Origin of the sequence: Microbacterium sp. NPDC087592 (assembly GCF_044743585.1) — a bacterium.
Classification (GTDB): domain Bacteria; phylum Actinomycetota; class Actinomycetes; order Actinomycetales; family Microbacteriaceae; genus Microbacterium.
This window is the reverse complement of the sequence record NZ_JBIUWT010000001.1, coordinates 139,311-149,627: the sequence shown is the minus strand read 5'-3', so window position 1 is coordinate 149,627 and position 10,317 is coordinate 139,311. Positions and strand designations below refer to the sequence as shown.

16 protein-coding genes are annotated in these 10,317 nt (G+C 66.9%); 14 read left to right on the top strand and 2 right to left on the bottom strand.

What is annotated here, in order from left to right:
• Position 1 precedes the first annotated feature (1 nt).
• Positions 2-394, bottom strand: a complete 393-nt coding sequence (locus ACIOTO_RS00735) for a hypothetical protein (protein WP_400855919.1) — start codon at positions 392-394, stop codon at positions 2-4.
• Positions 395-450: 56 nt separating this feature from the next.
• On the opposite strand from ACIOTO_RS00735, the gene ACIOTO_RS00730 reads away from it, so the two are divergent.
• Positions 451-1,236 carry a hypothetical protein gene (locus ACIOTO_RS00730; RefSeq protein ID WP_400855918.1) on the top strand — a complete coding sequence of 262 codons (786 nt, stop codon included), beginning with the start codon at positions 451-453 and terminating at the stop codon, positions 1,234-1,236.
• A 307-nt stretch (positions 1,237-1,543) separates the two neighbouring features.
• Here the strand turns inward: ACIOTO_RS00730 and ACIOTO_RS00725 are convergent, their stop codons facing one another.
• Positions 1,544-1,924, bottom strand: coding sequence for a hypothetical protein (locus ACIOTO_RS00725; protein ID WP_400855917.1), 381 nt, complete (start codon positions 1,922-1,924; stop codon positions 1,544-1,546).
• Between the two features lie 228 nt (positions 1,925-2,152).
• Here ACIOTO_RS00725 and ACIOTO_RS00720 point away from each other — a divergent pair, with 228 nt between their 5' ends.
• The 13 genes from ACIOTO_RS00720 to ACIOTO_RS00660 all read left to right on the top strand — a co-directional run bounded on the left by ACIOTO_RS00720 (position 2,153) and on the right by ACIOTO_RS00660 (position 10,272).
• Entirely contained in the window at positions 2,153-2,290 is a 138-nt protein-coding gene (locus tag ACIOTO_RS00720) for a hypothetical protein (protein ID WP_400855916.1), read from the top strand.
• Positions 2,287-2,490, top strand: a complete 204-nt coding sequence (locus tag ACIOTO_RS00715) for a hypothetical protein (RefSeq protein ID WP_400855914.1) — start codon at positions 2,287-2,289, stop codon at positions 2,488-2,490. The genes ACIOTO_RS00720 and ACIOTO_RS00715 overlap by 4 nt, the downstream gene beginning before the upstream one ends.
• Positions 2,491-2,695: 205 nt before the next feature.
• A complete protein-coding gene (locus ACIOTO_RS00710) occupies positions 2,696-3,121 on the top strand; it encodes a hypothetical protein (RefSeq protein ID WP_400855913.1) in 426 nt (141 codons plus the stop codon).
• Entirely contained in the window at positions 3,051-4,643 is a 1,593-nt protein-coding gene (locus tag ACIOTO_RS00705) for a hypothetical protein (RefSeq protein ID WP_400855911.1), read from the top strand. Before ACIOTO_RS00710 ends, ACIOTO_RS00705 begins: the two co-directional genes overlap by 71 nt.
• Before the next feature lie 14 nt (positions 4,644-4,657).
• A complete protein-coding gene (locus tag ACIOTO_RS00700; RefSeq protein ID WP_400855910.1) occupies positions 4,658-5,938 on the top strand; it encodes a hypothetical protein in 1,281 nt (426 codons plus the stop codon).
• Positions 5,935-7,200, top strand: coding sequence for a head maturation protease, ClpP-related (locus ACIOTO_RS00695; RefSeq protein WP_400855908.1), 1,266 nt, complete (start codon positions 5,935-5,937; stop codon positions 7,198-7,200). Before ACIOTO_RS00700 ends, ACIOTO_RS00695 begins: the two co-directional genes overlap by 4 nt.
• Position 7,201: 1 nt before the next feature.
• Entirely contained in the window at positions 7,202-7,567 is a 366-nt protein-coding gene (locus ACIOTO_RS00690) for a DUF2190 family protein (RefSeq protein ID WP_400855907.1), read from the top strand.
• 11 nt (positions 7,568-7,578) lie between these two features.
• Positions 7,579-8,496 carry a hypothetical protein gene (locus ACIOTO_RS00685; RefSeq protein WP_400855906.1) on the top strand — a complete coding sequence of 306 codons (918 nt, stop codon included), beginning with the start codon at positions 7,579-7,581 and terminating at the stop codon, positions 8,494-8,496.
• Positions 8,496-8,846 (top strand): hypothetical protein, encoded by a 351-nt coding sequence (locus tag ACIOTO_RS00680; protein ID WP_400855905.1) that lies wholly within the window; start codon positions 8,496-8,498, stop codon positions 8,844-8,846. Before ACIOTO_RS00685 ends, ACIOTO_RS00680 begins: the two co-directional genes overlap by 1 nt.
• Before the next feature lie 22 nt (positions 8,847-8,868).
• Complete coding sequence (locus ACIOTO_RS00675) at positions 8,869-9,225, top strand: hypothetical protein (protein ID WP_400855904.1); 357 nt, start codon at positions 8,869-8,871, stop codon at positions 9,223-9,225.
• Positions 9,225-9,566 carry a hypothetical protein gene (locus ACIOTO_RS00670; protein ID WP_400855903.1) on the top strand — a complete coding sequence of 114 codons (342 nt, stop codon included), beginning with the start codon at positions 9,225-9,227 and terminating at the stop codon, positions 9,564-9,566. Before ACIOTO_RS00675 ends, ACIOTO_RS00670 begins: the two co-directional genes overlap by 1 nt.
• Positions 9,566-9,850, top strand: coding sequence for an HK97 gp10 family phage protein (locus ACIOTO_RS00665; RefSeq protein ID WP_400855902.1), 285 nt, complete (start codon positions 9,566-9,568; stop codon positions 9,848-9,850). Before ACIOTO_RS00670 ends, ACIOTO_RS00665 begins: the two co-directional genes overlap by 1 nt.
• Positions 9,847-10,272 carry a hypothetical protein gene (locus ACIOTO_RS00660; RefSeq protein ID WP_400855901.1) on the top strand — a complete coding sequence of 142 codons (426 nt, stop codon included), beginning with the start codon at positions 9,847-9,849 and terminating at the stop codon, positions 10,270-10,272. Before ACIOTO_RS00665 ends, ACIOTO_RS00660 begins: the two co-directional genes overlap by 4 nt.
• Positions 10,273-10,317: the final 45 nt, after the last annotated feature.

The following is a 10,317-nucleotide window of genomic DNA, read 5'->3' as shown; positions in this document are numbered from 1 at the left end:
ATCAGATCGTGGGGATGCGCATCACGAACTCACGCCTCAGCCCAAAGCGGGGCCGCCAGGTGATCGTCATGGTCTCGCCGCCCACGCCGAAAGGGTTGGCGAAGTTCGCGCGGAATGTCTCATTCGGCCGGAGAGTTTCGGGCTGGCCAGGCATGGCCATCGGACCATCGGTGCCGGGGGGACCGTACAACATGCCGTGTGGAACCTCGAGCCGGATGTCGCGGGCGGTGTACGCCGACAGATTCGTGAAGATGAAGTTGACGTTGTCGCTCGTAGTCACGGTCCATGGCACCGCGACAGCCCGGAGAGCTCGAGCCGTAAGAAACGACTGCACTGTGCCGTAAGCCCCGCCGAGCACGCCGACACCCCAGCCGATCCATCCCCACCACTCCATGCCGGTCAGGGTATCGGAGGCGTTCGCCTTGGCCGAGAGCGTGGGACGATCTGTGCATGACTGATGGGCAACCTGACCCGGAGATGGAAGCTGCCGGGCGGCTTGAAGTTCTCGCGCTTCTTGATGAGATTGACGACTTCATGCCGCGTGTTCGCGGGCTGCGTGCTCGAACGGGAGGCGCTCTGCAACGCGCCGACGGCAAGACTGACTACGCGCCGATCTCCTTGCAGGTTGGCTGGCAGTTGCAGATCGCGGCAGATCACCTGAACGGATTCGCGCGCCTTGTTCGGGAGGAGGGCCGGCTTCCGCACTACTCGGGATATGTCCTGATTCGCGCCGCGCTCGAGGCCTGCGCCACGGCCCTGTGGCTATTCGGGCCGGGTAAGCCGGCACAGCGGATCCTGCGATCGTTGCGGGTTAGCTGGTGGTTTGCTCAGGAGGCCAATCGTTTTGCGACCGACGTCGGTTTCGATGGCGAGACGGTCAACGGCGAAACCTATGCGTACCTTGAGCGGCTGCGCAACGGGGTCAAGGAGCTCAGGCAGTCCAAACTCGATGTCACGCAGATCAGTCGCACCGACATGTTTCTGGACGTCGAGCGTCGATTCCCGAATCCTAAGAAGCTGACGCCGTTGCATGCGTGGCGGGTGTGTAGTTCACTCGCGCACGGAAACTCGGCAATGGCAGTCATGGCACTGAAGCGTGAACAGATCGACCCGCGAGATCCAGGCAGGCATGTCGCAAGTTCCAGTTGGGCGCTCGTTGCAACGTTCGTCCGAACTGCCGTGTGGATGTTCAATCGGGCGATGGAGCGGTTCGAAGAGATCGCGGTGGCTCCGTGAGGACTCATGCGACCGCAAAAATATGTCAAATGTGTCCAGATGGTGTGTTAAGCTGTGCTTGCACCTGAACCATGTCCCCGAAGCCTCGCCGATCCGGCGGGGCTTTCTTTGGTTCTCGGGCATCGTTCCGGCGTTCCCGCGCCGGGCTCTCGCCCCGCCACCACACGCTCTCATCCCTCTGCTAGAGCGACCGCCGCCGCCATGACCTCGCGCAGCCCGTATGGAGTCGGGAGCGTAGAGCGAGCCGCACAGGGCTGGTCGCATGATGCGCACACTCGAGCGGTGATGGGCGGCGGGGCACAGTCCTTTACGAGGCCGCGTCGAGCCCTAGGAGCACGACGCCTGCGGCGGAGCTGAGTAGCAAGATCCATTGCCGGCGCTGCTCGATGCCGGATGCAGGAGTTGGATCCGCCATTCGACTGAAGAAGGTCCTAGTCCCGAGATCGGGATCGACGCCATTGAGTTCGAGCAGCAGTCGTTTGCGCGCCGTCAGTTCATGGCCAAGACGGGTGCGACGCTCGTCGGAGACGTTCATCTCGTAGAGCGCACCTCGACGAGAAGACTCCCACGCCGTCACTCGCTCGAATACCCGGGCCGCGTGGTTCTGTCTCATGTAGTCCACGAGGAATGACCCGCTGACGTAGGCGGAAGCAACAATCGGCACGATGGCCGCCATGAGTGCCAGCACGGGCTGATCCTATCGAGTTGAGCACGGTGCGTCATCGCACGCTCGTCGGAGGTGGTGGCTGTGGGCAGTAGCTCGATACGCGACGGCAAGGGGCACCGCGCCTATCGTCGCCAGCAGGCAGCGCTCAAGCGACGCACCCGAGCGCAGAACCTCCCCTGCGGCCACGGATCCCCTTCGGGGTGGGGCTGTGGGGAGAGCATCGATACGACGTTGCCGGACACTCACCGGATGTCGTTCACCGCTGATCATGACCAGGCCATCGCGAACGGCGGCCGCCTGGCCGGTCAGGTCCTGGTGCCGATGCATCGCTCCTGCAACAGCCGGAAGTCGAACCATGCCGCGACCGAGATCTGGAGTGCTTCATGAAGACCGACCCGAACGACGCCGCGATGCAGCTCCGCCTGTTCGCCGCGATCGGGGATGCCGAGCCGACCGAGCTCGCCGTCATCGGTGTGCCGCTTCGAATCGCGTTCGGCCCGGATGGTCAGGCCGTGGTGACGGTCCGTAGGTGGGCGCTTCGCCGCCTGCTCCGCAAGCTGGGTCGTGCGCTCGCACGGTCTCTCTGATCACCGCACTCGGGGTCCGACTGCTCAAGGCATCTTCAAAGCCCGTAGACGCGAACCTCGCCCCGCTCACGCCCCATCCGGGCCGACTCCTGGATCGTCAAAAAATCCAGAGTCGGCCCGGGGCTGCCAGCCTCCCGCGCGGTCCTGGCGGTTCTCTCCGCAGGTAAAAACGGCGCATGGGGGAATTCGGAGGGAGGGGAGCGCGATGGGACGTCCCAAGGCCCCCTGCGGCACCGATGCTGCCTACCGTCGTCACCTCCGCGAGGGCGTCGAGGTCGACGAGGCGTGCCGCCGCGCTCACACCGCGGCCGGGCGGAAGTCGTCCGGACGGACGAAGCCGCGCGCTGCCGCGAAGCCAGAGTTCACGCCGGCCCCCGAGGCTCCGCCGACCGATGATGTCGAGCAGCCGGATGACATGAAGCTGATCGTCGACACGCTCCGCACCGTATTCAAGAACGTCGCCGAGAAGGACCCGACCCGTATCGCTCCCATCGCTCGCGTGTTCCAGACCGCCGTCGAAGCGACTCGCGGCCCGGTGGAGACGCCGAAGGAGCTGACCCTTGCCGACCAACTCGCCGCAGCACGTGCAGCTCGGGCTACAAGAACCGCGGGTAAGGGCGCTACCGCTTAGTCGGACCAGCACGCTCGTCGACGACGTCCTCGACATCTGCGACCTCGCATCGATCGTGTGCGACCCGTGGCAGGAGGGGGCGCTCGAAGCGATCGCCTCGATCGACGACGACGGCCAGTGGGCGGCGACCGAGTTCGGGATCCTCGTCTCGCGCCAACAGGGCAAGGGCAACATTCTGCTCCCGTACGAGCTCGCCCACCTGTACCTGTGGCCGCGCGAGGACGGCGCGCCGAAGCTCATCGGTCACACCGCCCACGAGGGACCGACCGCCCGCGAGGCATTCCGGCGCGCTCGCCGCATCATCCTCGCCTCGCCGATCCTCCGCGCTGAACTCGTCGGCGGCGGCAAGCAGACCGCGCAGGGCATCACCGGCATCTCGACCGGCAACGGCAACATGGCGATCGAGCTGAAGAACGGCAACCGCCTCGTGTTCTTCACCCGCACCGGAGCCGCCGGCGTCGGCGTCTCGTTCGACGTGCTCATCATCGACGAGGCACAGCACTCGCCCCTGACCATCCTCGAGGCGCTGCTGCCCGCCTCGGACGCGAGCCCGAACCTGCAGGTGCTGTTCACCGGCACCGTGCCGAAAGAGGACCAGGACGGCGAGTACTTCGAAGGCCTCCGCGATCGCGGACGCTCCGGCGGCATGGATCGCACGGGATGGATCGAGCACACCCCGGTCGGCTCCGACGACCCGGACACGGCGGCGAAGATCAACCTCGGCGACCCGCAGGTGTGGCGCGAGGCGAATCCCGGCCTCGGCATCCGCCTCGCGTGGAAGACCGTGCAGGACGCATGGCACCGCATGGGCCAGACCAACCCCGAAGCCTTCGCCCGCCAGCGATGCTCGATCTGGCCGAGCCGGAAAACCGAGGTCGCGGCCAAGCTGTCCGAGCTGGACATCGAGGTGTGGAAGAGGCACGCGGACGATGCCGCCGGAGTCGCGGGAGATGGCGTCGTCCTCGCGCTCGCACTCGGACGCGGAGGCGGATACGGCACGGTCGGCGCCGCCGTTCGTATGGACACCGAGACGATCGCGGTCGAGCACCTGCACACCGAGAGCGGCACGCGCTGGATCGCGCCCATGATCAAGAAGCTGAAGGCCGAGCACGGGAACGCGCTCGTCGTCCTCGACTCGAAGAACGCGGCCTCGGTGATCTCAGCACTCGATCGCGCGAAGGTGAAGTACCTCGCGATGAACCTCGACGAGATCGCCGCCGCACACACCCTCTTCATCGAGCACGTGAACGCGGGGCTCGTCCCGCACCGTGACCAGCCCGAGGTGACCAAGTCTCTCGAGCTGGCGACGACCCGCAATATCGGCCGCGCGGGCGTGACGTGGGAGCAGTCCGACCCGACCAAGCCCGTGTCGATGGCGCAGGCCATCACCTGGGCGCTGTGGGGAGTCCTCAAGTCCGAGGCGACGCCGAAGAAGCGCACACCCCCGCCTCCCGCATCGCGGGTGATCCGGCGAGACGACGTAGAGCGCGACGAGGTGAACCTCGCGACGTTCCAGTTCTGAGAAGGAGGCCCGCCTTGACCGAGATCGGATATCAGGCGGATCCCGGTGTGGTGACGTGGGCGTCGCTTCTCGCCTGGGTTGGCGAGCGAAACCCGGACCTGCAGTGGCCCCAGTCGAACAACATCTTCGACCGCATGCGACGCGAAGACCCGCAGGTGAAGTCGGTACTGCGCGCGGTCACCCTGCCGCTGATGCGCACCGACTGGGTGATCGACGGCAGCGGATGCCGTGATGAGGTCACAGAGCACGTCGCCCGCGACCTCGGCCTGGCGATCAAGGGCAAGCCATTCGTCGCGCCGCGACGTCGTAAGGGCCGGTTCTCGTTCCACGAGTTCCTCCGTCTTGCGCTGCTCGAACTGGTCTACGGGCACAGCTTCTTCGAGCAGGTCTACTCGATCGATGACAACGGTTTCGCGCACATCGCCAAGCTCGCCTGGCGCCCGCCTCGCACGATCTCAGACATCGAGGTCGCCTCGGACGGTGGCCTCGTCGCGATCAAGCAGCACGGCGTCGCAGGCCGCAGCGACGTCCGGATCACGGTCGACCGCGTCGTCGCGTTCGTCAACGAACGCGAGGGCGCGAACTGGATCGGTGAGTCTCTGCTGCGCGCCGCCTACAAGATGTTCGTTCTCAAGGACCGCGTACTGCGCATCCAGGCTCTGACCGCAGAGCGCAACGGCCTCGGACTCCCCGTGGTCATCTCGGCGCCAGCCCCCGAGGGCGACGACTTCGACGCCGCCGTGACCTGGCTCGATGAGCAGATCTCGAACAACGAGAAGATCGCGAAGGAAGCGCGGTCCGGGGACGCGGCAGGCGTGAGCCTCCCGCATGGCTCGGACATGAAGTTCGTCGGTGTCACCGGCAAGCTCCCGGACACCGACCAGGCCATCCGCTACTACGACGAGCAGATCGCCCGCGCTGTGCTCGCGAACTTCCTCAACCTCGGCGGCAACAACTCCAAGGGCTCGTACGCCCTCAGCGACGTGCTCGGCAGCTTCTTCACTGACTCGCTGAACACGATCGCCGACCACGTCGCGGACGTTGTCGACCAGCACGTTATCGAAGACCTCGTCGACGCGAACTGGGGCCCTGAGGAACCGGCACCCCGCCTGGTTCCTGCGCCGATCGGCGAACGGCAGCCAGTCACCGCCGAAGTCATCAAGTCACTCATCGAGTGCGGTGCGCTCGTCATCGACGAACCCCTGCGCGCCTACGTCCGTGATCGGTGGGGCCTTCCGGTTGAAGACCTCCTCACGGCAGACCCCAAACCCAAGAGCGCCGAGGAGGCCGCATGAGCACCACATCGAATATCGGAGACCTGCTCGCCGGCCGTGACTGGTTCCGGCTGCAGCACGACGCGGAGAGCCGCTCCGCGGTGCTTCACGTCTACGGCACGATCGGCAGCAACGAATGGTGGGACGACGTCGCGTCGCCCAGCCTCGTGCGCGAGCTCGACACGCTCGACGTCGACGAGGTCACCATGTACGTCAACTCGCCCGGCGGAATCGCCGACGACGGCGTCGCCATCATGAACGCGCTCGCGCGGAACAAGGCGAAGGTGACCGCTTTCGTCGACGGTCTCGCCGCCTCCGCCGCAACGATCGTGATCCTCGGAGCCGACGAGATCGTTATGGGTGCGGGTTCTCGCCTGATGATCCACGACGCCTGGTCGATCGCATGGGGGCAGGCCTCTGTGCTGCAGAAGGCTGCCGAGCGCCTGGACAAGCTGTCCCAGACCCTCGCGGGTCTCTACGCGCAGCGCGCCGGCGGCGACGCCGCCCAGTGGCGCGCCGCGATGGAGGCCGAGACCTGGTACACGGCCGAGGAAGCCGTCGAGGCCGGGCTCGCCGACCGGGTGGCGGCGCTGCACGCGGACGACGAAGTCGACACCGAGGCCGAAGCCGCCCGCAACGTGATCCCGATCCGGGACGCGGCGCGCGTCTTCGGATGGCAGCACCCCGGCCGCGAGGCCGCATCCGCACCATTCATCCCTGCGCGCGAGCAGTCCACCGTGCGCCCCAAGCTCCCGAGCTCGCCCGAGCCGGGTGAACCCAACCGAAAGGAAGAAGCTGTGGCTTGCAGCGATCTGACGGCTGGCCTCCGTGAGCGGCTCGGCGTGACCGATGCCAATGCCACCGACGACGAGCTGCTCGCAGCCGTCGATGAGGCGCTCACCGAGCAGGCCGACGACACCCCCGCGGCATCCGCCGCATCCACCGCGCTGCCCGAGGGCACCATCGCCGTTGACGCGACGGTCTGGGAAGAGACCCAGGCCAACGCGCGCCTCGGCGCGGAGGCGCGTGCAGAGCAGGACCGCACGCGCCGCGACACGATCGTGGCCGACGCCCTGCGCACCGGCCGCATCACCCCGAAGTCCAAGGACGAGTGGCGCGCTCGCCTGGACAAGGACGAGAAGGAGTACGCCAGCGTGCTCGCTTCGCTCCCGAAGAACACCGCCGTCGCGGTCAACGAGGTCGGTCACTCCGACACGCTGACCAGCAGCGACGACGCCCTGTACGCCCAGTTCACGGGCGACACGACCGAGACGGAGGCCTGAAATGGCTGACTACCTGCCCAAGTTCAAGCCGGGCCAGGCGGTGACTTTCACCGCATCCGCCGACGTCACCGGCGGACGCCTGGTCGCCATCACCGGCAACCGCACAGTCGGGCCCGCGGGCGCCGACTCTGCCGCGGTCGTCGGCGTGGCCGGCTTCGACGCCAAGGCCGGAGAGCGCGTCACCGTGTTCACCCGCGCCGGGGGCGTCCAGCAGCTCACCGCAAGCGCCGCGATCGTCGCTGGCGTCAAGGTCTCCTCGGCTGCGGCCGGGAAGATCCAGACGGTCGGCGCGACGACCAACCCCATCGGCCTCGCCCTCGAGGCGGCGGCCGCCGACAACGACGTCATCGACGTCCTGTTCATCTGAGAGGAGATGACGTGTCTTACACCTACCCGGTGAAGCACCCCACGGGGACGCTCACCACGGAGCAGCTGCATCTGTTCCTGTCCAACAAGGGCCTCATCGCTCGCCGCGTCGCGGACATCACGAAGATGAAGTTCATCGCCGACTGGCTGCTTCCCGCGCGCTTCGACGCGAGCGGCGGCGGCATCTTCTACGAGACCGGTGAGCCGGTCTTCGCGAACGGCGACCCCGAGTCGATCGCTCCACTCGGTGAGTACCCGCTCATCGTCCTCGAAGATGGCACGGTCGTGTCGGCCAAGACCGACAAGTGGGGCCTGGACACGATCGTCTCCGACGAAAAGATCAGCCGCCAGGGTCGCGTGCCGGTCGATCGCGGCATCCAGCGGGTGTCGAACTCGATCATCCGCTTCGTCGACTCCGTCGCCATGGCCGTGATCGCGTCCCGCGTGTCCAGCACGTTCAACTCGGTCGCGACATGGGAGACCGCAGGAGACGCTGTCGAGGCCATCCTGACCATCCAGGCCGAACGCGCCGAGCTGGGCCTGGGCTTCGAGCTTGACACGGTCGTGCTGCGCCCCGCGCAGTACGCGAAGGTCATCGGCATGCTCATCAACGACAAGGCACTCCCGCGGGAGACCGGCGCGACGGCGATCCAGGGCAACCTCCCCGTCGACGTGCTCGGCCTCACCTGGGCCACCACGCCGCACTTCCAGGGCGCCAACCCGCTCCTGGTCGACCGCGACAACCTCGGCGGCATGGCCGACGAGAAGCTCGGCGGACCCGGCTACGCCTCCGCAGGCGACTTCGGAGTCGAGGTCAAGTCGATCCGTGACGACGACGCTGAGGGCTACAAGCTCCGCGGCCGCCGCGTCACGGTCCCCGTCGTGACCGAGCCGCTCGCCGGCGTCCAGCTGACGGGCACGGGCCTCTGATGGCCGGGCAGAACGCTCAGCAGAGCGCGGAGCAGAAGGCCGCAGCCGACAAGGCCACTGCCGAGAAGGCCGCTGTCGAGAAGGCGGCGGCTGACAATGCCGCCGCGGAGAAGGCCGCAGCCGACAAGGCCGCCGCGGAGCAGGCCGCGACCGAGGCAGAAGCGGCACGCGTCGCAGCTGCCGAGGAAGCGGCGAACACGCTGCAGGTCATCGGTCCGGTCGCCGTGCTGCCGCTCAAGGCTGGTGGCGAGCGTTACGTGTACCGCGGCACCCCCGTCGGTGACGAGTTCACCAAGGAGGGCGTCAAGCACGCCCAGGCGGTCGGCCTCGTCGGCAAGCCCAAGAAGTAACCCAGGAACAGGGGGCGATGACATGATCACGCACGATCTGATCGGCACCGATGAGGATCTCGCACGCGAGGTGCTCATCGTGGCTCGTGACATCGCCCCCTGCATCCTCTCTTTCGCTGATGGCAGCGAAGACCAGAAGGACGCGCTGGCCGTGCTGAAGCGCGTCTACGCCGACCTGACCGTGCGCGGCTCCCGCGCCGTGCGCTCCCAGAGTGTCGGGTCCGCGAGCGTGTCCTATGCCGACATTGACTCGGCCTTCGACGGGCAACCGCGCCGCGCACTGCGCACGCTGTGCGCGACAGCGACAACGTCGGGCCTCGCTCGCGGGAGTTTCCCGCTCGAGCGGCCCATCTCACGACTGTGGCCGGAGACATACTGATGCAGTTCCTCGATTCGTTCGTCCGCCAGCGCGCCGAGCGCATCACCGACCCGTACAACCCAGACGCCGAAGTCGACGACTGGGACGATCCCGACGAGTTGCCCCTCGAGGGCTACTTCGAGATGCAGTCCTCGTCCGAGCAGGTCGACGCCGGACGCGAACAGGTGATCACCCTTCGCACGCTCGTCCTCAACGATCCAGATGCCGACGTGCGCCGCGGCGATCGCATCGTCCAGGGCGACAAGGTCTGGACCGTGCAGGGGTTCCCTGACGCACCCCGGAACCCATTCACGAACTGGCGGCCCGGCCTCTGGGTGCGCCTCATCGAAGGGGTGGGCTGATGGCGAAGAACACCCGCTTCGAGGAAAACCCGCGATTCTTCGAGACCGTGCTGCGCAAGCCCGGAGTCGAGCGCCTCGTCGACGACATCGGCGACACCACCCTTGCGAACGCGCAGGCGACCGCGCCGGTGGACACGCAGGCCTACCGGAACGGTCTGCACATCGAGCACCACGACAGCCGCTTCCGTCGTACGACCCGCGTCGTCGGGTCCGACGAGAAGACGATGCTGATCGAGTCGAAGACCGGCAACCTCGCCCGCGCGCTGAAGGCCGCGAAGCGATGAGGGTCCGGCCGCCGAACTACGTCGCATGGTTGATCGACTACGTCCGCACCGAGGTGCGGAAGGAGAGCGAGTACAGCGCGGCTGAGGTCGGCAACAAGGAACCGGACACGCTCTCGCTGCCGATCAAACGGCCGATGATCATCATCCGAGACGACCCCGGCAGCCGCCGTGACTGGACGACGTTCGATCGCTCGATCGGCGTGACCGTCCTGCTGGGGCCGAAGCAGAACGACAAGCCCGCGATGGATCTCGCGCTGTTCGTCGCCTCGATCCTCTTCGACACGGACCTGCCGCTCGTCGACGGGTCCCCGATCGCGTCCGTCGACATCGACGGATGCAACGGCCCCTACACCGTGCCCGACCGGCTCGACGTGGCCCGCATGTACATGACCGCGCAATACGTGGTCGTCGGCTCGTTCTGAGCCAACCCGAACCACCAACCGCTTCCGGCGCCCGTCGGAGGCTCT

Coding starts and splice junctions, on each gene's coding strand:
- ACIOTO_RS00675 (WP_400855904.1), top strand. CDS start 8,869: ATGATCACGCACGATCTGATCGGCACCGATGAGGATCTCGCACGCGAG.
- ACIOTO_RS00720 (WP_400855916.1), top strand. CDS start 2,153: ATGTCGTTCACCGCTGATCATGACCAGGCCATCGCGAACGGCGGCCGC.
- ACIOTO_RS00710 (WP_400855913.1), top strand. CDS start 2,696: ATGGGACGTCCCAAGGCCCCCTGCGGCACCGATGCTGCCTACCGTCGT.
- ACIOTO_RS00665 (WP_400855902.1), top strand. CDS start 9,566: ATGGCGAAGAACACCCGCTTCGAGGAAAACCCGCGATTCTTCGAGACC.
- ACIOTO_RS00690 (WP_400855907.1), top strand. CDS start 7,202: ATGGCTGACTACCTGCCCAAGTTCAAGCCGGGCCAGGCGGTGACTTTC.
- ACIOTO_RS00730 (WP_400855918.1), top strand. CDS start 451: ATGACTGATGGGCAACCTGACCCGGAGATGGAAGCTGCCGGGCGGCTT.
- ACIOTO_RS00735 (WP_400855919.1), bottom strand. CDS start 394: ATGGAGTGGTGGGGATGGATCGGCTGGGGTGTCGGCGTGCTCGGCGGG.
- ACIOTO_RS00670 (WP_400855903.1), top strand. CDS start 9,225: ATGCAGTTCCTCGATTCGTTCGTCCGCCAGCGCGCCGAGCGCATCACC.
- ACIOTO_RS00715 (WP_400855914.1), top strand. CDS start 2,287: ATGAAGACCGACCCGAACGACGCCGCGATGCAGCTCCGCCTGTTCGCC.
- ACIOTO_RS00680 (WP_400855905.1), top strand. CDS start 8,496: ATGGCCGGGCAGAACGCTCAGCAGAGCGCGGAGCAGAAGGCCGCAGCC.
- ACIOTO_RS00695 (WP_400855908.1), top strand. CDS start 5,935: ATGAGCACCACATCGAATATCGGAGACCTGCTCGCCGGCCGTGACTGG.
- ACIOTO_RS00660 (WP_400855901.1), top strand. CDS start 9,847: ATGAGGGTCCGGCCGCCGAACTACGTCGCATGGTTGATCGACTACGTC.